Source organism: Actinokineospora inagensis DSM 44258, assembly GCF_000482865.1.
GTDB classification, from domain to species: Bacteria; Actinomycetota; Actinomycetes; order Mycobacteriales; family Pseudonocardiaceae; genus Actinokineospora; species Actinokineospora inagensis.
Genome location: NZ_AXWW01000042.1, coordinates 14,282 through 33,047, shown reverse-complemented (window position 1 = coordinate 33,047; position 18,766 = coordinate 14,282). Strand labels below are relative to the sequence as shown.

The window sequence follows — 18,766 nt, the reverse complement described above, 5'->3', positions numbered from 1 at the left end:
CGATGACGGTGTCCACGTCAATGACAGCACTGAATTAAATATGGCCGCGTCTTTCGCGACAATGCGGCCGCCATCTCGTAGGAATTCGATAGTGGTGGCCGGCGTTTTGCCGGACAAGGCGTGGAGCGCCACTGTCTACCCGCAAGCCGCGTGCGGCAGGCTGCTGCGCCGCGATGACTATCGCTAGTGGACTGTCGGGACCGCGAGCTCCGCCTCGCGACCAACCAGGGTCACCAGGTAACGGCCTGCTGTCGTGGCAGTGAAATCGAGCTGGCCGCTGCCGCCGGTCACGGCAGTGGCGTAGCCGAGTCCGCCGACGCGCATCTGGTGGTTGATGTCCGAAATGACTGAGATGTCGACCATCGAGCCAAGGGGCACCGATACTTCCTTGTGCTCGGCCCCGGCGTAGCCGGGTACAACCGGTACACCTATGGTCTGGGCGACCCGGTCAACAACAGCGACCCCACCGGTCATTTCGGTGCAGGCACGGTCTGTAGCGTTGCCTTAGCCTCGTTGCCTGTCCCAGTTGAAGGTGAGCTTGCAGGCTTGGGGTGCCTGTCCGTGAGCCTTGCTGAACAGGCTGTCCAGGTCAGTCGAGGTACGGGAACGCTCTTCGAGGTGTTCAAGGGCATCGACCATGCGATCTCCTGCCCGTGCGGGTACCGGGGGATGGCTTGGAACACCCGGGTGCTGCAGCCTCAGCCTGACGGCGACGGTGACGCTCCGAACTGCCGCACCATCGGGTGCGGACCGCGCAACCCCGGCGTCACCACGGCCACCAGCGGTGGTAGAGGGGGTGGCGGTGACGGGGGAGGCCGTGGCCCTACCCGGATCAAGAAAAAGGTCCCTTCTCCGCCCGAGCGGCTGAAGAAGGGCGGCAAGGACTCGGGCGTCGCTGACGCTGCCGCGTCGGCGGCCATGCGGGTACTCAGCAACGCATTGACGCCGTTGACGCGGCAGCCATCGGGGCCGACCCTCTCGCCGGAGATCCAGCGGCTGGTCGCCGACATGGGCACCGTCGTGGCGTCGGTGGTCTCGGGGCAGATGGTCCGCCAGGGCAACCTCCCGCTGGTCAACGCCGACGAGGACCCGGAGGGCGATGGCCGCAGGGCCTCTGGCCCGACGACCCAGGACGACGGTGGCCGCTGCAAGGCCAACTGGCAGAGCTACGGGGAACGCCAGAGATTTACCGACTCCTCGGACTCGATCGAGTATCGGGCGACCTTGGGCATGGCCTGCGTGGTGTCCGTTAACAAAGAGGACCGGACCAGTCTCACATTCGAACTGCCGGGACTGGACACGAGCAAGAGAATGTCGCGGTGTCACTTGATCGGGCACAAGCTCAACGGATCAAGCGTCATGTTGGAGAACTTCGTTCCGTGCTATCAGGATACGACGAACAACTCATGGATGTGGCACCAGGTCGAGAGCAGGATCGCGGAGAGGGTCGCCACAGACCCGGTGTTCATGGTCAGCATCCCGGTCTACCCCGATAAGAACACCGGAGTACCCTCCTCGATTGTTGTGGCAGCTATCAGCAACAAGGACTGGACCTGTATCGTGAACATCCCCAACACGCCGAAGGCTGAGGTATTGAGCAGTGGTTACGTCTTCAAAGGTTGTTGACGAACTGGTTGTGGCGGTCGGCTGGTTGGGGCGACCGAGGCTCGCTCCAGACTGGAAGATCACGGAAGGTGCGCTCGGTCTGACTCTGCCTGATGACTACAAGCGGCTGGGCGAGACGATCCCGGTCGGCTCGTATGGCGGGGTGGTGGACCTTCAACCGCCCTCCCCGCAGACTTGCGTCGATCTGCGGGTGATGTTCGCGAGGGCGTTGGATATCTTGCGGTCGATCCGCAAGTTGCCGTACCCGGTTTATCCGGATGTGCCGGGTTTGTTGCCCTGGGCTCGGTGCAGGGCGGAAGGCGCGGGCATGTTGTTCTGGTTGACCGATGGCGGTGATCCCAACGACTGGCCGGTGGTGCCGTCCGCCATCAACAATGACCGGTGGGAGGAGTTCGACGTCGGTGCGGTGGAGTTTCTTCTCGCACTGGTGACGGACGAGTTGCCCAGCGAGATCCTGAGGAGGCGCGACTACAAGCCGAAGTTCGCCTCCGACGAGGACCTGTTCTTCGAGTAGGGATTCTGATGAGCGCTGTTGACGATTTGAGTCAGTTGACCGGTTGGTCCGGTGTGTCGTATGCCCGGACCGACTGGGACGTGGTGGAAAGCCGGCTCGGGGTGGGGTTGCCCGCGGACTACAAGGAGTTGCACCGGGTTTTCCCGCCCGGAGACTTCTTCGGGCCGTACGGGGACTCCATCATGTTCCAGCCACCGTACGTCGTGGACGGGGTGCCCGATCAGGTGCGGCAGTTCGAGACGGAAATGGGGGAACTGGAGGACTGGCGACAGTCGCACCCCGAGGATGTCCCGGTTCCGCTGTTCCCCGAACCGGGTGGCGTACTGCCGTGGGCACGCACAAGTCGTCCCGTCTTGTTATGGGTGCGGGACCACGCTGATCCCGACCGGTGGACGGTGGCGGCGAGCAACGGAGGCGCATGGCGGATCCAACCTGAAGACCCCGTCTTGCAGTACTTCCCCTGCGGTGCCGCGGAGTTCCTGCTCGGGTTCGTCACCGGTGACATCTGGAGCCGAGTTCTCAACCCGAACGACGAAGAGCCGGATGTACCGCCCGCCCGCACGTCGTCATCGGAACTGTTCCGGGCGATACCGGAATCGGAGTGGCTGCGGATGTCCCAGGTGTCGACTCGCCCCCAGGTCCGGAAGATCTCCATGCGCAAGCGGAATCAGGCCTAACCGACGTACGATGCCGTGTGCGGCCTCGACTGGGGTGGCCGCGGGGAGCGGGGGACTGTGGTGATCCGGGTTGCGGCCGTGGGGGATGTTCACCTGGGGGAGGGCGACCGGGGCACGCTCCGCCCGGCGCTCGACCAACTCGCCGACCAGGCGGATGTGTTGCTGTTGGCCGGAGACCTGACCCGGCGCGGAGAGCCCGACGAGGCCCGCGTGGTCGTCGACGAGTTCGCGGCTCTGCCGGTGCCGGTGGTGGCGGTCCTGGGCAATCACGACTATCACAGTGATCAGGTCGAGGACATCACCACTCTCCTGTCGGACAACGGAATCCACGTCCTGGAGGGCGACGCGATCACTCTTCGGATCGGTGACCACACGGTGGGCGTCGCTGGGGTCAAGGGTTTCGGTGGCGGTTTCCCGGGCACCCGGGCATCCAATTTCGGTGAGCGGGAAATGAAGGACTTCGTCCGCCATTCGATTGTCTGCGCCGACCGCCTCCGGTCCGCGCTCAGCGGCCTGACCAGCGACGTCCGCATCGTCCTGACCCACTACTCGCCGACGGTGGACACGGTGCGCGGCGAACCTCTGGAGATCTACCCGTTCCTCGGCTGTTACCGCTTCGGTGACGTCATCGACGAGTGCGGCGCCCACCTCGCCATCCATGGGCACGCCCATTTCGGCTCTGAGGAAGGCGCCACCTCGGGTGGCGTACCCGTCCGCAACGTCGCGATGCCGGTGATCGGCAGGGCTTTCGCCACCTACAGCGTCAAGATCTGATCGTTCCCGAAGGTCAGCCCTTGAACGCGTCCTTGATTTTCTCGCCTGCCTGCTTCAGGTTGCCCTTGGCTTGGTCGCCCTTGCCTTCGGCTTCCAGTTCCTGGTCGTCGGTGGCGTCGCCGACCTTCTCCTTGACCTTGCCCTTGAGTTCGTCTGCCTTCGCGTCGACCTTGTCGTCTGTGCTCATACCCGTGGCTGCCCAATCACCGTGGTGCTCAAACCGATCCCGACGCCATCTGCTGAATGGCGTAACCACAACCAATCGGCGGCACGCACGAGGTCGACCGGCTAATTTGGTCGCCGTGTCCGAAAAGTCCTCAGCAGTGGAACCGACGACGATCACCCTGGTGCGACGGTGGTTGCGCTGGATCACCCTGGTGATCGGATGCGGTCTGCTCGTCCTGTTCGCGCTGGCCCCCTACCGCGGCCCCGGCGTCCCCATCGCCCTGCTCACCGGCCTCGGCGCGGTAGCCTCCGGCGGCCGCTCGATCTGGCTGCACCGATCACGCCCCACCCGCCCCGAAGCCCCCTCAGATTTAGGCGCTGCGGTAAGCCTGTTCGCGCTCGGAGTCGGCATCTTCACCATCCCCTACCTGTCCGACTTCCGCGCCGAAGGACGGTTCGACATCGACCACCCCCTCGGCTTCTCAGTCGAGGCCGTCGGCGCCGCGGCCACCATCGCCCTGCTCATGGCCAACGGCTTCGCGGGCGTTTTCGCCTGGTGGAAGGTGGACTGACCCGGGCTGGATCAAGGCCTCACCGAACGCGTACTGGTCGTCCGTGACGTGTTCGTGCCATTCGGTTGGGCCGTCGGTCACGGCGATGTGGGTCATGAAGGTGCCCGGAGCGGCGCCGTGCCAGTGTTCTTCGCCCGGGTGGCAGATGACGGTGTCACCGGCGCGGATCTCCTCGCGTTCGCCACCGCGCGACTGGACGACACCAACGCCTTCGGTGACGTGCAGAACCTGCCCCGCCGGGTGCCGGTGCCAGGCGCTGCGCGAGCCCGGGGTGAACAAGACGTTGCGCACCTCGGCGTTGCGCGTGGCCCCGATGCGCGGCCAGAGCCAGACGTCCCCGGAGAACCGGTCTTCCGGTCCCTTGGTCGCGTCGCCGGGGTGGCGGTTGACATCCATCGGATTTCCCCTCGTCGTCATGCTGGTGTGGACTCGGCCCGGTTCGCCAGGTGGAACAGGACCGCCGCGGTGATCGACAGCGCGGCCAACGCCCACGAGGTCACCGCGAAGGCGTGCCGCGGACCTGCGCCGGCCAGGTTGAGGTAGACGGTGCCGAAAGCAGCGACCCCGAGGGTGCCGCCGACCTGCAGCGTGGTGTTGAACAGGCCGCTGACGTCCGGGGCGTGCCGCGGTTCGACGGCGTCGGTGAGGTGGGCGAGGGTCCCGCTGAACGCCGACCCGTAGCCGACGCCGCCGACGCCGAGCAGGGCCACCAACCACCAGACGTCCGCGCCGAGTGCGACGCCCGCGAACGACACCGCCATCAGCACCCCGCCCACCGGCGCGGCCAGCGACCTGGCCTGCGGATCCATCCGGCTGAGCACGGGACCGACCAGCGCGAACGTTGCCACCCAGGACACCGGGACCAGCCCGGAGTACGTAGGACTGGCGCCGAGCCCCTGTTGCAGGTAAAGCGCCACAACGAACAGCAGCGCGAAGTAGGCCGCGCGGATCGAGGCCTGGGCGCACAGGGCGAGCGAGATCCGGGGCCGGGCCAGCAGGTGCACGGCGATCAGCGGGGCCCGTCCGCTCGCGGCGACCCGCCGCTCGACCACGGCGAACAGGGCGAACACCGGCACCGACCCGATCAGGCACATCCAGGTCCACGTGGGCCACCCCGCCTCTTGGCCGAACACCAGCGGTGTCACCAGGAGCAGCAGCCCCACCGAGAGCACCCCGACCCCCGCCAGGTCCAAACCGCAGGCCGGGCGTACCCGCGCTCGCGGGTAGGAACGCCAGCGCGAGCACGATGAGGCACACGCCGATGGGGAGGTTGATCAGGAAGATCGGTCGCCACCCGGTGTCCAGGATGTCCGCCGACACCAGCACCCCGCCCAGTGCCTGGCCGATCACCGAGCTCACCCCGAGCACGGCGGTGTAGGCGCCGAGGGCCCGCCGCCGGGCCGCGCCGTGGAAGTGGACCTGGATCTCGGTGAGCACCTGCGACACCATCAGCGCCGCGCCCAGGCCCTGCAGCACGCGAGCGACCACACCAGTACCGCGCCGGTCGGGGCGAGGCCGCAGGCCAGCGACAGCGCGGTGAACGCGGTCAGCCCCAGCACGTACACCCGCCTGCGGCCGACGATCTCGCCCAGCCTGGCGCCGGTGATCAGCAGCAACGCGTAGGCCAGCGTGTACCCGGACACGACCAGTTCCAGCTCGCTGGGGCCCGCGCCGAGCCGTTCCCGGATCGACGGGATGGCCACGTTCACCACGGCGATGTCGATGTTGCCCAGGAACAGGCCGCCGAGCAGCGCGACCAGCAGCAACCCCGGGCGGTTGACGGTAGGACCGGTTTCGCGCGGTGGTGGCGCGGTGGCCACCCTCTGCGGTTCCATGGGTTCGACTGTAACGACTAGTATGTACAGAATGCAACGCCGTACCGACTACTCGGTACGATGGGTGCACCGAGGGAAGGAGCCGGTGGTGAGCAAGAAGGACGCACTGACGGCCGCGGCGGCGGAATTGCTGTGGGAACGCGGCTACAGCGCGACCAGCCCGGCGATGATCCTGGAGCGGTCCAAGGCGGGCCAGGGCAGCATGTACCACCACTTCGCGGGCAAGGCGGAGCTGGCCATCGCGGCGATGACCCACATGTCCGACCAGTTGCGCGCCAAGATCGAGACGGCCCTCGCCGCCGCGGACACGGCCACCGCCCGCGTCAACGCCTACCTCGACTCCGAACGCGACCCGCTCGCCGGCTGCCGCATGGGTCGCCTCCTGCACGACCACGACGTCGTCGGCGACGAGCGGCTGCGCGCCCCCGTCGCCGAGTTCTTCACCTGGCTCACCGACCGCCTCACCGAAGTCCTGGCCGACGGCGTCCGCTCGGCCGAACTCCGCCCCGACCTCGACGTGGCAACCACCGCCGCCCACATCGTCGCCACCGTCCAAGGCGCCTACGTACTGGCCCGCGCCCACCAGAACCCCCACGAGTTCAACCGCGCCATCGACGGCGCCAAGCACATGCTCGCCAACCTCCGCGCCTGACCTGACCAGTCCTCAGTGGACGTTGTCGCGCAGGACCGTCGGACCTGGATGCCCCCGACGCGTCGGACACCTACCGCGGTTGGTCTTGAGGTGCCGAGGGTTCGCCGAACCAGTGGTGGAGTGCGGTTGTTCGGGTCGCTGTCTGGGGTGTGGGCCCAGCAGACGTAGCCGTCGGGGCGAATGAGCATGGGGGTTCGGTGTGGTCGATGTGGTTTGACCACGGGAGGAGGCCACGGCCGGAGCGGAGGAGTTTGTGCGTTCTGGCGTGGTCGAGGTCGGGAGAGGGGAGGCCGATGAGTGGGTGGGTTTTGGTGCCGGGCATGGGGTAGCGGATGCCCATGCCGGACAGCATGGCGTCCAAAAGGTGTTGGACGTCGCGTAGTTAGGCCATGGCAGTGAAGGTGTGTCAGGCGGCGGTGATGTCCGGGTTTGGGCGTTTTCCCGGTCCATCAGAGGGCTTTGTGCCTGGACGTTGCGCAGGACAGTGGCGCTGACCGGGTGGCGTTCGGTGTGGTAGGCGTCGAGCAGGTGGTCCGGTGCCCATCCACGTACCGCGGCGCCGAGTTTCCAGCCCAGGTTGAGTGCGTCCTGGATGCCGGTGTTCATGCCCCGCACGCCGAGGGGGAGGTGGATGTGGGCATGCCACACAGCACGCAAACCCGCCCCCGGGCGGCCCCCACCCTTCCCGGGGGGCGTCCCTGGAGCCAGTCTACCGGGTGGGCAAGATCGACGGGGGGTGGCGTTGTGGGCTGTGGGTAACTGGGCGGGATGTGGATGGACAGCGGTGCGGAATGTGGGTGGGCAACGCGCCCCGACAGCCTGGTCGCCAAACTCGGATCGTTGGACGACGAGGCCATCGCCCGCCCGCGCCCACCCCCGATCCCGCTTCACCTAGGCCCTGTCCACCTCGACGACGGCGGCCGCAAGCTCCTCGCCGCTGATGGCCGAACCGGGGTCGAGCAGTTGACCACCGCCACCGGCTGGTCACCGACCACGGTCCGCCGCCGAATGACCGAACTGCGCGAACGCGGCGTCCTGTACCTGGACATCGACATCGACGCACGACTTTTCGGCCTCGGCCCCCGAACCCTGCTCTGGCTCTCCGTCGCCCCCGCCCACCTCGAAGAAGCGGGCGCCGCCCTGGCCACCCACCCGGAAATCGCCTTCGCGGCCGCCACCACCGGCCCAACCAACCTGTACGCGACCGTCGTCTGCGCGAACCACCGGGACCTGTACCGCTACCTGACCACCCGAGTGGCCGCCCTCCCCGCCATCACCCACATCGAGACGGCACCGGTGATCAGGACCGTCAAACGCGCCGCCGCCCGCCAGACATGAGGTGCCCCCTAGCCTTCAGCGGGCGGCGTGGTGATGCCCATCAGGTCGGACTGGAGTTTCCCGCCAATCCCCCAGTGCTCGGCGGGAATCTCCTGCAGCGCCACCCAGACCCCTTCCCGCTCACCACCACAGGTCTCGACGAACGCGGTGGTCAGCCGATCAACGAGCTCCCGCTTCTGCTGTTCGGTACGCCCACTGCGGAGCTGAACAGTGATCACCGGCATGGCTTTTCCCCCAGAATCACGTCGACGTGCGCTCCCACCCATCGTGACATGATCGGCGAAGCGCCGATAACGTGATTGACCCGACACGTACACCGAAGCTCATTCCGCCTCACCCCGACAATGATCGGTCGCGGTTTACCAGTGGCGGGCTTGTGCCACCAGTTGCGCGCGTACCGCGTTGATGGTGTGGCTCAGGGCGCCAGTGGAGCGGGTGGCGAGGTAGAGGGTGTTGAGCGGGGCGACTTTCGGGTGGTGCAGGACCTTGACGTCGCCGCTGCCCAGGTCGGCTGAGCACAGGTACGTCGGCAGCACCGAGATCCCCGCGCCCGCCCGCACCGCTCCCAGCACCGCCCGCAGGTCCGGGGCGGTGACCTGCGGGGTCACCGACGGGCTGTGGCCGAACACGGTGTGCCAGTAGCGCCGGATGATGGGCAGGCTCTCCGCGTACGAGATCAGCGGTGCGCACAGGAGGGCGGCCGCGCCGTCGCGGGTGATGAGGTCGTCGGGGAGTTTGACCGCCCATTCGCGGGAGCCGACCAGGGCGAACTCCTCGTCCATCAGGGGGGTTGAGGTGATGCCGGGGGATCGGTCGAGGCGGGTGGACACGACCATGTCGAAGTGGCCCTCGGCGAGGCCGCCGACCAGGTCGTCGGTGAGGCCGAAGGTCAGGCGCAGCCGCAGGCCTGCGGCGATCAGGTCGGAGAGGGCGGGCAGGACGCGCAGGGAGAGGGCCTCCGACGGGCCAGCCAGGTGGATGGTGCGGTCGGTCAGGCTGCGCGGGCGGGTGCGGCGGGTGATGGCGACCTCGAGCGCGTCGAGGGCGTCGGCGGTGTCCCGCACGAGTTCGTGGGCGGCGTCGGTGGGGACGGTGCCCTTCGCCACGCGGGTGAACAGGGTTTGGCCGAGGATTCCCTCAAGGGAGCGGATCTGCCCGGTGACGGCCGGTTGGGAGATGCCCAGCAGGCGGGCGGCCTTGGTGAGCGAGCCGCTGCGGTACACGGCCAGGCAGGTCGCCAACAACGAGTAGTCCACGAGCTTTCCCCCTTGTTCGGAAAACGCCGAACACTTTCCCTTTTGCCAGTCTATCGACCGAGGGGTGCGTGGCCGGGCCGTTCCGGTCTCACGACCACAGCCTGCTCTGCATCAGCAGGTGCGCGCGGACCTCGGCGATCCCCGGGGTCGACTCCATTCCGGCCCGGGTGGCCAGGTACAGGGTGTTGATCGGCGGGATCTCCGGCTCCAACAGGGCGACCAGCGCGCCGGACTCGAACTCGCCCGCGCACAGGTACCGCGGCAGCACCGTCACCCCCGCCCCGGCCACCGTCGCCGCCAGCACGCCGCGCAGGTCCGGGACGACAACCGCGGCCGAGGCGGTGGGGCGGTGGCCGAACACGCTGCGCCAGTACCGCCGGATGATCGGCAACTCCTCGGCGTAGGTGATCAGCGGGACGTCCCGCAGCGCCGCCGCGCCGTCGACGCGCACCCGGTCGCCGATCCTGGCCGCCCACGCCGGGTTGGCGACCAGCACGAACTCCTCGTCGGTCAGCGGCACGGCGTGGGTGGCCCGGGTTCGCGGCCGCACGGTCGAGAGCACCAGGTCGTAGCGCCCGGTCGGCAGCCCGGCCAGCAGGTCGTCGGCCAGGCCCATGGTCACCCGCAGCCGCAGCCCGCGCTCGACCAACGGGGCCAACGACGGCAACACCTTCACCGTGGTCAGCTCCACCGGCCCGGCCAGGTTCACCGGGCGGGCGAGCCGGTGCCCCGGCCGGGTCCGGGCGACCGCGGCCAGCGCGTCGATGTGCGGTCCGATCCGCGCGGCCAGCTCGTCCGCCACCGCCGTCGGCGCCACCCCGCGTGGCAGCCGCTCGAAAAGCTGCTGCGCCAACTCGCGTTCGAGCGTTCGCAGGTGCGTGGTCACCGTCGGCTGCGCCAACCCGAGCGATCGCGCCGCGGCGGTGAGCGTCCCGGCCCGGTAGACCTCCAGGAAGGTCCGCATGAGATCGAGGTCCACCGAAGCCTCCGATAGAAATCCTGATGGCGGGATGCGGTCGCGCACATTGGTTCCCGATAGGTCGACGAGCCTACGCTCGGTGCTGCGCGGGCCGTGACCGATCCGCCGCGCGTTCCCACGACAGGCTCAAGGGGAGTCCGGCATGTCCGAACGCAAGAAGATCCTCATCGCGCTGACCAGCCACGAGCAGTTGGGTGACACCGGTAGGACCACCGGGTTCTACCTGCCGGAGGCCGCCCACCCGTGGCGGGTGTTCACCGAGTCGGGCTACGAGGTCGACCTGGTGTCGGTGCGCGGCGGCAACCCGCCGCGCGACGGTGTCGACCCGTCCGACCCGGTGCAGAACCGCTTCCTGGCCGACGAGACCGTGGCCGCCAAGCTCGCCACCACCCCGACCGCGGCCGAGGTCGACCCGGCCGAGTACGCGGCGATCCTCTACGCGGGCGGCCACGGCAGCATGTGGGACTTCCCGCACGACACCGAGCTCGCCGCGGTGGCCAGGGACATCTACGAGTCCGGCGGGGTCGTCGCCGCGGTCTGCCACGGTCCGGCCGGCCTGGTGAACCTGACCCTGTCCGACGGCAGCCACCTGGTCGACGGCAAGCGGCTCGCCGCGTTCACCAACGACGAGGAGCACGCCGTCGGCCTCGCCGGGGTCGTGCCGTTCCTGCTGCAGAGCAGGCTGGAGGAGCACGGCGCACTGCACGAGGGGACGGACAACTTCGCCGCCCACGTCGTCGTCGACCAGCGCCTGGTCACCGGCCAGAACCCGGCGTCGGCCGTCGGGGTCGCCGAGGCCGTCGTGCGCGAGCTGGCGGCGACCGCCGTCGCCTGACCGCGAAATCGGGGTCCGTCCCAGCCGGGGCGGACCCCGAGTGGTTTCCGAGCACATTCTCCCGTCGCCCGACGACCGAACGGCCCACGTCGATCAATGCACCCCGACATTCCGACCTGGAGCGGCCGATGAATTCCGCACCGGTGCCCAAGGTTCGCTTATGGCCGCCTGCGGACTTCTTATTGGATCGCCGCTTCCACCCCGTGGTTCACTTTCCGCCGTCGGGGATCCGACATCGAAGGAGGGGGAGCATGGAAAAGGTGGTGGAGTTGTCGCGCCTGGCGCCGGACACGCTGGACACCGGCCGTCATCCGGTGCCGTTCGACGCGGGAACCGCCGACGTCGCGGCGCTCACCAGGCTGGTGCGCGGGGGAGCGCGTGCCGCCAACGAGCAGTTCGACACCGACGCGCACCTCGACGAAATAGTCCCGAAGCCTTGGGGCTACGAGTATCGCGCTTACGTCGACGAGTTCTTCGACTTCTGGGCGCTGCACATCGACGCGCCGCACGGCACGTCCGTCCACGTGCACCCGCGCAAGCTCACGTACCTGCTGTGCCTGGGCGGCCAGGGTGTGACAACCGGCTTGAACCGGCCCGAGGTCGACGTACGCGCGGGCACCGTGCTGCGGATCGCGCCCGGCGCGTTCCACGGCACCCGCAACACCGGCGACGAACCGCTGGAACTGATCGAGGTCGAGGTGCCGCGCAACAAGTTCGACCTCATGCGGCTGTCCGACGACTACAGCCGTACCGGCAAGGGCTACGAGACGCACACCCGGGAGGCGCCGCGGTACCCGATGCGCCGCATCCCGAGTTCACCGCACGCCCGGATGCGCGAGCGCACCCCGGACGGGCGGTTCCGGTTCGACCTGCGCACCGGCATGGACCTGTTCTACCGGCGCAGACCCGACGACCTGTTCCACGTGCCGCTGTGCCTGTCCGGGGTGGTGCGCTCCGACGTTGCGGTGCTCACCGGCCACCCGGAGGACGGCGGGCGACCGCAGACCGACGTCGACTACCTCAGCATCAGCCGCGCGTGACCGGAGGGGGAAACACATGAGCCGCAACGCCGTCATCGTCACCGGTCCTGGCTTCCAGGACCACGACGTCGTGTTCTGCTACTACCGCCTGCTCGAAGAGGGCTGGCGGGTGGACATCGCCACCAAGGGCGCCGAGCCCGCCGTCGGCAAGTACGGCGTGCCGCTGCCGATGGACAAGACCGCGCGCCCGCTGATCTCGTTCGACGACCTCGCCGTGGACGCCTACGACGCGGTCGTGCTCACCGGCGGGCACGAGGCGCCGGACCGGGTCCGCCAGCACCGCGGCGTGCTCGACTTCGTCGCGGGCATGGCCGACGCGGGCAAGGTCGTCGCCGGGCTGTGCCACGGACCGTGGATCATGGTCAGCGCGGGCGTGCTGCGTGGCCGCCGGGCGTGCGCCTACATCGGACTCCGCGACGACGTGGTCAACGCGGGCGCCGAGGTGGTCGACAGCGACGTCGTGGTCGACGGCAACATCATCACCTGCTCGTACTACGGGTACATGGGCGCGTTCATGCGCGCGGTCTTCGAGACCACCGACAAGGTGGCCGCGGCGTGACCGGTCTGCTCGCGCTGGACTTCGACGGGGTGGTGTGCGACGCGCTCGACGAGTGCGCCCTCGTCACCTGGTTCGGCGAGCACGAGCACGACCGGTCGATCCCCGGTGCCGAGCACCTGGCCGCCCTGCCGGACGAGTTCGTGGCCCGGTTCCGCGCTGTCCGCGACCACTCCCGGCTGCTGGACCACTTCGTCCTCGCCCACCACCGGGCGGTCGACGCCGTGGTCACGCAGCGGGACTTCGACGACCTGTTCGCCGCGCTCGACCCCGCCGAGGTGGCCGAGTTCACCTCGCGGGCGAGCGCGGCGCGGGCCTGGCTGCGCGAACACGAACCGGAGTTCTGGCTGGACCTGCACCGGCTGTACGCGGGTCTGCCGGACGCGCTGCGCAGGCACGCCGGGTCGGTCGCGATCATCACCGCCAAGGACAGCGCGTCGGTCCGGGCCATCCTGGACCGCCACGCCCTCGGCGACACCGTGTCCGAAGTGTACGGCGAGTGCGGCGGAAAGGCCGATGCCGTGCGCGATCTGGCCGCCCGCCGCGGCCTGGCCCCGTCGTCGGTGACCTTCGTCGACGACAACCTGGCCAACGTCCGGCGGGTGGCCGAAACCGGCGCCCGCGCGCTGTGGGCGCAGTGGGGGTACCAGATCCCCGAGCACCGGGCGGAAGCCGCCCGGGTCGGGGTGCGGCCCCTGGAACTGTCGGCTGTCTCGGGTCTGTGACCAGCGCCGTGCGGGCCCCGCCCGGGGTTCGCACGGCGCCTCCCTGGGAGGAACACATGTCCACCGTCCTCACGCGCCCCGTGCTCACCGGGGCGCAAGTGGTGTTGCTGGTGGCGCTGGCGTTGACCGTGCCTGCGCAGCTCTACCTGGTCATCCCGCTGAGCCCGGTGCTGGCGACCGAGTTCACTGTGGACTCGGCCGCCTGGGCGGGCAGCGCGTTCGCGATCGCCTACGCCGTCGGGTTCCTGGTCTTCGGGCCGTTGTCGGAACGGCTCGGTCGCCGAGTCGTGTTGGTCGCCGGAACGGCCGCCGTCGCGATCACCACGGTGCTGGTCGCCGTCGCTCCACTGTGGACAGAATTCCTGGCGGCCCGTGCCGCACAGGGGTTCGCGGCGGCATCGTTCGCGCCGGTGGCACTGGCCATGGTCGCCGAGCGGGCCGAACCAGCGCGCCGGGCGTCGGTAATGACCGCGGTGACCGGGGGCCTGCTCGGCGCGGGCATCGTCGGTCAGACGGTAGGCGCCCTCGCCATCGATGCCTGGCGGTGGCCGTTCTGGGCGGGCGCGGTGCTCTACGTCATCGCCACACTGACATTGGCCCGGGTGCTGCCCGCCGACCGCCCCGAGGTCGTGCCTTCGTGGCGTGGCGTGCTGCCCACGATGGGCCGATTGCTGACAACACGGTCGACGGCAACGGTTTTCGCCTCGGCCATCACGGTTTTCGGTGGTTTCGTGGCGCTCTACGCGGTGCTCGGCCCGCACCTGGCCGCCACCACGGAGATCACGTCCAGTGGCCAGGTCGGCGTCCGCGCAGTCGGGGCGATCTCGCTGCTGGTCGCGCCGATGCTGTCCGGAGTCCTCGCCCGACGCGGCCCCCGTCATCCGGCGGTGGTCGGGTTCCTCACGGCCGCGGCGGGCATGCTCATCGCGCTCGCCGGTACAGACCAGCCTGTGATCGCCGTCGTGGGCAGCGTGGTCGTCGTCGCCGGGATGGGACTGACCGTGCCCGGCCTGGTTGGCCTCCTGCACACCCTTGCCCCCGGCGCGATCACCATCGGCCTCAACACGGCCGTCCTGTTCGCGGGCGCCGCCATCGGCCAACTGGTCGCCACCTGGCTGGGCTACACCACCACCCTGATCATCTACGCCGCCGCACTCGCCGCAGCCGCCACCCTCATCACCTCGATCCGCAGAGCCACCCCATGACCCGCCGCCGAGTCCTCTTCGTCCTCACCAGCCACCCCACCCTCGGCAACACCGGACAACCCACCGGCTTCCACGTCGGCGAAACCGCCGCCCCTTGGCGCTCCCTACAATCCGCAGGCATCCACGTCGATTTCGCCTCCCCCCAAGGCGGCCACCCACCCCCCATCGGCCAAGACCCCACCCACGCCGACCTCCTGGCCACCCCAGCCCTCCACAACACCATCCCCATCGCCGAAGCGGAACCCACCTACGACGCCATCTACTTCGTCGGCGGCCACGGCGCCATGTGGGACTTCCCCACCAACCCGGCAATCCACTCTCTCACCCGAGAGATCTACGAACGCCCCGGCATCATCGCCGCCATCTGCCACGGCCAAGCAGCCCTGATCAACGTCACCCTCACCACCGGCCCCCACCTGGTCACCGGCAAGCGCCTCACCTCTTTCTCCCACACCGCAGAACACCACCGCGGCCTAACCACAGTCGTCCCGTTCTCGCTCCAACACACCCTGGAATCCCGAGGCGCCCACTACTCATCCGCCCCCGACAACCACCCCCACCTAATCCAAGACGGCCGGTTGATCACCGCCCAAAACCCAGCATCCGCCCCCCTCTTGGCCACCACCCTTACCGCCGCCGTCATCGAGCTGAATGGATGACCACCAACTCTTCAACTCCGAGGCCGAGTTCCGCCATCCTGGCAGAGTGACCGCAGAGACACAGCCGGACCAGCGCTTCGACTCGCCCTGATACTGCCGGTCCACCACTCGTCCAGCGTCGTTTGCGGAAAGAACCACGAGCGTGCGGTGGTTAAACCTGGCGGACCGGTGGTCCGCCGTGGTCCTCGTCACTCCTGGTTGGCGGCTGTCTCGCGGTGGCAGCGGCGGTTGAATCGAGGTCGACGTGAGGTGTTCACGTCTCTGGGGATTCGTGGCTGGGCAGCTCACTGCGCCGGCCACTCTTGGGGCAATACCACTAAGTTAAGTATGTGCTGTAGAGGCGTATTGTGGCGGGGTTGTGGTGATTTGTCCCGTGGTGCTGGGGTCTCTTGACGGCATGGGAATTGTGGCGTGCTCGTTTGACAACGCGTGGGTTTGTTCGGTGGCGGCGGCCTCTGGTGCGTCGTTCGACGATTTCTGAGAGGGTTTCGGTCCACGCCTTGTGGCGGTGTTCAGGGGGAAAAGTCCGCCTGTGCGGTGACATGGCGGCGGATGACACGCAGGGATCGCATGAAGGACAGTCGGTCGGGGTCTTCGCCGATCTCGTCGGCGGCTCGACACATCAGGCGTCGGATTCCGTAGTGGGTGAGCAGAAAGGCCCATATCTCTTGGCGCACCATGTCGGGCGACTTCGATCGAAGCACCCGCGCCGGTCCTCGCTGATGGGTGTTCATCTCGTCGATGAGTCCCTCGCACTCCCATCGTTCATGGTAGGCGGCGGCCAATTCCTCCGCGGTCGCCTCGACCGGGTCGAGTATGGAGGTCATCACGCAGACGACCTCTCGCGGTCCGCTGCCGGGTCGGTCCGGGATGTCGTATTCGACGACTCTGACCAGGTGTCCTTCGTGCGGTTCGATGTCGCCGTCGCGGCGTGCCTGATCAGATCCGCTCGTCGTGGGCCGCGGATCTTCGGATTGAACGCCATCGAGAGGTAGGAACCGTCCGGCAGCCATATCAACACGGGCAGTTCGACGTTCGCGTTGACCCTCCACAGCAGGTCGGCGCCGGTGCGGCAAAACTCGGCCCAGAGAGCGAAGCTGTAGAAGTTGCGATCCGCCGTAACCAGCATGTCCGACTCCACCCGAGGAGTGATCTGCTCGGCCAAAGCCCGTTCGTTGCCATTGCACGCACCCATGGCGGCCCCGACGATCGCATGGGAGCCGCATTCACCCAATACCACTGTCAACACCTGGGGAAACGCACCCGATTTCGCGCTGTTGCCCTTGCTGCCGAACTCCGCGGCGTTCATTTCGGTGTCCGGAACATCCCACAGGAACCCGTCGACTTCAACGACCCGACAAGCCTCCGCAAGACCTCTTCATAGTCATCGTCGAAAAACAAACACATCGCCTGACAAAACCGCACCATCACATGCGCCGGAAGCACACGCGTCCGCCGCTCACGCCGCCCCGTCTCGACCAACACATCCTCGATCACATCACGAGGAAAAACCTCCGCCAACACACCCAACGAAATACGATCCGTCAACCGCACCGCCAACCGATCGCCCGACGCCTTCACCTGCCCAACCCTGGCCACCCGACAACCTTACCGCCCAACTTAGTGGTATTGCCCATTGAGACCAAGGGGCGTGATCGCACGAGTCCATTGGTAGGCGGGATCGGCGATGACCGTGGTCTCGGCCAGAAGGTCCTCCCAGCCGCACTCGGAGAACGCTTCCTGTCGTGCATCGAGCCGGGAAAGGGGGCGGATATTCCCAGCAGGCCTCCCTCGATGTCGGCGGCGACCTGGATGTTCAGCCCCGCGCGGCGCCGCTTGCCGGAGCTTGGCGGACACCCAGTGCTTCGCCTACGACCAACTACGCCGGTTGAACGAGGCGTGGACGCCGTCGAGCGGTGACTGCGCCACGGCGAAGTCGACGTCCGCGCTGGGCGGCGCCGCGCCGTACTGGACATCCTGGACGTTCGACAACGTCAACAACCGGTCGACCGAGACCACGCACGCCGCGGCAGGCAACACCATCCGGACCTCGGCGTACCCGGCGGCGGGCGCGGCCCGCCCGCACGCGTTGACCTCGGTCACCTCAGCGGGCCCCACCGGCACCTCGGTGGACTCGTTCACCTACAACGAGGTGGGTTCGGCCAAGACGCGGACGATCGGTGGTGGTACGCAGAACATCGAGTACGACGCCGAGGGCCAGGTTTCAAAGGTCACCAACGCCAACGGCCAGGTCTCGACCTACCTCTACGACGCGGACGGCAACCGGATCATCGCCCGGGAACCCTCGGCCACCACGGTGTACGCGTTCGGCCAAGAGATCCGCCTGGACGCGGGCACCAGCACACCGTCCTGGACCAGGTACTACGTCCACAACGGACACGCGATCGCGGTGCGCAACAGCGTGACCGGCCTGTCGTGGCTGGTGGCCGACCACCAGGGCAGCAACGTGTCCTGGATCAACGCCACCACCCTCGCGGTCACCAAGCGCCGCATGCTGCCCTACGGCGGTGACCGAGGTGTCGCCCCGTCGTCTTGGCCCGACCGGCACGGTTTCGTCGGTGCGAACAAGGACGAGTCCGGCCTCCTGCGCATAGGAGCCCGCCTCTACGACACCACGTCCGGCCGCTTCCTGGCCGCCGACCCCCTGATGGACATCGGCGACCCGCAGCAGATGAACGCCTACGCCGACAACAGCCCGGTAACCTCCAGCGACCCCACCGGCCTCTTCCCCGAATGCGGCTGCCCATCCGACCGCTACGGCTACTACAACATCGCGTGGTACGCCGACGCCTCGTCGCCGCTGTCGGACTCGGACGCGGCCAAGTCCCTCACCGACAAGGTGTCCCACGACCGCTGGACCAGGGCGAGATCCTCTCCTGCGCGGGCTTGGTATTCAGCTTTGTTCCGTGGGGCAAGGTCGGCAAAATCACCGAAGCGGGTTGGGACGCCTTCAAAGCAATCCGCGCCCTCGACGGCATCCGCCGTCGCGCGCAAGCCCTGCTCGACCGCGTCAAGGCAATTGCCGACGAGGCCGAGAAGATCGCCACCCTGGTCGGAGCCGTGAGCGCCGCAGCCGGTGTAGCCGAGGCGGCGCATGAGGGTGTCGTACGCGCGGGCTGTGCGGGCCGAGGTCCAGCCGGACTCGGTGACAGGAGTGGAGAAGCCGAAGCCGGGCACGTCCGGGATCACCAGGTGGAACGCCTGGTCCGCCGGGCCGTGCACGAGCTGGTCGATCATGCCCAGGTAGTCGGCGGACGAGCCGGGGTAGGTGTGCAGGAGCAGCGGGGTCGCGTCGGGGTGGCGTGACTCGACGTGGATGAAGCGGATGGGGTGGCCG

Annotated in this window: 23 protein-coding genes and 3 pseudogenes; 14 read left to right on the top strand and 12 right to left on the bottom strand. The window is 68.1% G+C overall.

The window, feature by feature from the left end; genetic code table 11:
- Nucleotides 1-183: 183 nt before the first annotated feature.
- On the bottom strand, nt 184-474 hold the full coding sequence (locus H504_RS0117075; RefSeq protein ID WP_026423761.1) for a hypothetical protein: 291 nt from the start codon (nt 472-474) through the stop codon (nt 184-186).
- Nucleotides 475-561: 87 nt separating this feature from the next.
- Between H504_RS0117075 and H504_RS0117070 the strand changes: the two genes are divergently transcribed.
- The 4 genes from H504_RS0117070 to H504_RS0117055 are packed head-to-tail and all read left to right on the top strand — an operon-like array spanning nt 562 to nt 3,591.
- Nucleotides 562-1,626 carry a DNA/RNA non-specific endonuclease gene (locus H504_RS0117070; RefSeq protein ID WP_084467819.1) on the top strand — a complete coding sequence of 355 codons (1,065 nt, stop codon included), beginning with the start codon at nt 562-564 and terminating at the stop codon, nt 1,624-1,626.
- A gap of 10 nt (nt 1,627-1,636) precedes the next feature.
- Complete coding sequence (locus tag H504_RS35575) at nt 1,637-2,140, top strand: hypothetical protein (RefSeq protein ID WP_026423759.1); 504 nt, start codon at nt 1,637-1,639, stop codon at nt 2,138-2,140.
- A gap of 8 nt (nt 2,141-2,148) precedes the next feature.
- On the top strand, nt 2,149-2,817 hold the full coding sequence (locus tag H504_RS0117060) for an SMI1/KNR4 family protein (RefSeq protein ID WP_026423758.1): 669 nt from the start codon (nt 2,149-2,151) through the stop codon (nt 2,815-2,817).
- A gap of 60 nt (nt 2,818-2,877) precedes the next feature.
- Nucleotides 2,878-3,591 carry a metallophosphoesterase family protein gene (locus H504_RS0117055; RefSeq protein ID WP_026423757.1) on the top strand — a complete coding sequence of 238 codons (714 nt, stop codon included), beginning with the start codon at nt 2,878-2,880 and terminating at the stop codon, nt 3,589-3,591.
- 13 nt (nt 3,592-3,604) lie between these two features.
- On the opposite strand, the gene H504_RS40205 is transcribed toward H504_RS0117055, so the two are convergent.
- The gene (locus H504_RS40205; protein ID WP_084467817.1) at nt 3,605-3,778 is read right to left on the bottom strand and encodes a CsbD family protein; all 174 of its coding nucleotides are present in this window, start codon (nt 3,776-3,778) and stop codon (nt 3,605-3,607) included.
- 115 nt (nt 3,779-3,893) lie between these two features.
- Here H504_RS40205 and H504_RS0117045 point away from each other — a divergent pair, with 115 nt between their 5' ends.
- Nucleotides 3,894-4,328 (top strand): hypothetical protein, encoded by a 435-nt coding sequence (locus H504_RS0117045; protein WP_157440478.1) that lies wholly within the window; start codon nt 3,894-3,896, stop codon nt 4,326-4,328.
- On the opposite strand, the gene H504_RS35570 is transcribed toward H504_RS0117045, so the two are convergent.
- From H504_RS35570 to H504_RS38765, 4 genes and pseudogenes are all read right to left on the bottom strand, one after another.
- Nucleotides 4,239-4,724 (bottom strand): (R)-mandelonitrile lyase, encoded by a 486-nt coding sequence (locus tag H504_RS35570; protein WP_084467829.1) that lies wholly within the window; start codon nt 4,722-4,724, stop codon nt 4,239-4,241. The two genes, H504_RS0117045 and H504_RS35570, sit on opposite strands and share 90 nt — an antisense overlap.
- A 17-nt stretch (nt 4,725-4,741) precedes the next feature.
- On the bottom strand, nt 4,742-5,521 hold the full coding sequence (locus tag H504_RS38770; protein ID WP_051385964.1) for an MFS transporter: 780 nt from the start codon (nt 5,519-5,521) through the stop codon (nt 4,742-4,744).
- Between the two features lie 73 nt (nt 5,522-5,594).
- Nucleotides 5,595-5,777, bottom strand: a pseudogene (locus tag H504_RS44060) (MFS transporter); the annotation flags it as partial.
- Nucleotides 5,777-6,163 (bottom strand): MFS transporter, encoded by a 387-nt coding sequence (locus H504_RS38765; RefSeq protein ID WP_051385963.1) that lies wholly within the window; start codon nt 6,161-6,163, stop codon nt 5,777-5,779. The pseudogene H504_RS44060 and the gene H504_RS38765, both read right to left, overlap by 1 nt.
- 88 nt (nt 6,164-6,251) lie before the next feature.
- Here H504_RS38765 and H504_RS0117030 point away from each other — a divergent pair, with 88 nt between their 5' ends.
- On the top strand, nt 6,252-6,815 hold the full coding sequence (locus H504_RS0117030) for a TetR/AcrR family transcriptional regulator (protein WP_051385972.1): 564 nt from the start codon (nt 6,252-6,254) through the stop codon (nt 6,813-6,815).
- A gap of 12 nt (nt 6,816-6,827) precedes the next feature.
- On the opposite strand, the gene H504_RS43660 is transcribed toward H504_RS0117030, so the two are convergent.
- On the bottom strand, nt 6,828-7,421 hold the full coding sequence (locus tag H504_RS43660; protein WP_157440477.1) for an FAD-dependent monooxygenase: 594 nt from the start codon (nt 7,419-7,421) through the stop codon (nt 6,828-6,830).
- Nucleotides 7,422-7,655: 234 nt separating this feature from the next.
- Here H504_RS43660 and H504_RS35560 point away from each other — a divergent pair, with 234 nt between their 5' ends.
- Entirely contained in the window at nt 7,656-8,153 is a 498-nt protein-coding gene (locus tag H504_RS35560) for an Lrp/AsnC family transcriptional regulator (protein WP_425394063.1), read from the top strand.
- Nucleotides 8,154-8,161: 8 nt separating this feature from the next.
- On the opposite strand, the gene H504_RS0117020 is transcribed toward H504_RS35560, so the two are convergent.
- The 3 genes from H504_RS0117020 to H504_RS0117010 all read right to left on the bottom strand — a co-directional run bounded on the left by H504_RS0117020 (nt 8,162) and on the right by H504_RS0117010 (nt 10,388).
- Complete coding sequence (locus H504_RS0117020; RefSeq protein ID WP_026423754.1) at nt 8,162-8,377, bottom strand: 2-hydroxymuconate tautomerase; 216 nt, start codon at nt 8,375-8,377, stop codon at nt 8,162-8,164.
- A 135-nt stretch (nt 8,378-8,512) separates the two neighbouring features.
- Nucleotides 8,513-9,409: a LysR family transcriptional regulator gene (locus H504_RS0117015; RefSeq protein ID WP_026423753.1), complete on the bottom strand. Its 897-nt coding sequence runs from the start codon at nt 9,407-9,409 to the stop codon at nt 8,513-8,515.
- A gap of 88 nt (nt 9,410-9,497) precedes the next feature.
- Entirely contained in the window at nt 9,498-10,388 is an 891-nt protein-coding gene (locus tag H504_RS0117010) for a LysR family transcriptional regulator (protein WP_026423752.1), read from the bottom strand.
- A gap of 142 nt (nt 10,389-10,530) precedes the next feature.
- Here H504_RS0117010 and H504_RS0117005 point away from each other — a divergent pair, with 142 nt between their 5' ends.
- The 6 genes from H504_RS0117005 to H504_RS0116980 all read left to right on the top strand — a co-directional run bounded on the left by H504_RS0117005 (nt 10,531) and on the right by H504_RS0116980 (nt 15,408).
- Nucleotides 10,531-11,223, top strand: coding sequence for a type 1 glutamine amidotransferase domain-containing protein (locus tag H504_RS0117005; protein WP_026423751.1), 693 nt, complete (start codon nt 10,531-10,533; stop codon nt 11,221-11,223).
- A gap of 251 nt (nt 11,224-11,474) precedes the next feature.
- Nucleotides 11,475-12,263 (top strand): cupin domain-containing protein, encoded by a 789-nt coding sequence (locus H504_RS0117000; protein ID WP_084467815.1) that lies wholly within the window; start codon nt 11,475-11,477, stop codon nt 12,261-12,263.
- A gap of 16 nt (nt 12,264-12,279) precedes the next feature.
- Nucleotides 12,280-12,822 (top strand): DJ-1/PfpI family protein, encoded by a 543-nt coding sequence (locus tag H504_RS0116995; protein ID WP_026423749.1) that lies wholly within the window; start codon nt 12,280-12,282, stop codon nt 12,820-12,822.
- On the top strand, nt 12,819-13,544 hold the full coding sequence (locus H504_RS35555) for an HAD family hydrolase (protein WP_035304665.1): 726 nt from the start codon (nt 12,819-12,821) through the stop codon (nt 13,542-13,544). The genes H504_RS0116995 and H504_RS35555 overlap by 4 nt, the downstream gene beginning before the upstream one ends.
- 56 nt (nt 13,545-13,600) lie before the next feature.
- Nucleotides 13,601-14,749: an MFS transporter gene (locus H504_RS0116985; protein WP_026423748.1), complete on the top strand. Its 1,149-nt coding sequence runs from the start codon at nt 13,601-13,603 to the stop codon at nt 14,747-14,749.
- The gene (locus H504_RS0116980) at nt 14,746-15,408 is read left to right on the top strand and encodes a type 1 glutamine amidotransferase domain-containing protein (protein ID WP_026423747.1); all 663 of its coding nucleotides are present in this window, start codon (nt 14,746-14,748) and stop codon (nt 15,406-15,408) included. The genes H504_RS0116985 and H504_RS0116980 overlap by 4 nt, the downstream gene beginning before the upstream one ends.
- 512 nt (nt 15,409-15,920) lie before the next feature.
- Here H504_RS0116980 and H504_RS35550 read toward each other — a convergent pair.
- Nucleotides 15,921-17,007 (bottom strand): annotated as a pseudogene (locus tag H504_RS35550) (IS4 family transposase).
- Nucleotides 17,008-17,254: 247 nt separating this feature from the next.
- Between H504_RS35550 and H504_RS0116960 the strand changes: the two are divergent.
- Complete coding sequence (locus H504_RS0116960) at nt 17,255-18,493, top strand: RHS repeat domain-containing protein (protein WP_026423743.1); 1,239 nt, start codon at nt 17,255-17,257, stop codon at nt 18,491-18,493.
- A 38-nt stretch (nt 18,494-18,531) separates the two neighbouring features.
- Here the strand turns inward: H504_RS0116960 and H504_RS43880 are convergent.
- A pseudogene (locus tag H504_RS43880) lies at nt 18,532-18,747 on the bottom strand (alpha/beta fold hydrolase); the annotation flags it as partial.
- Between the last annotated feature and the right edge of the window lie 19 nt (nt 18,748-18,766).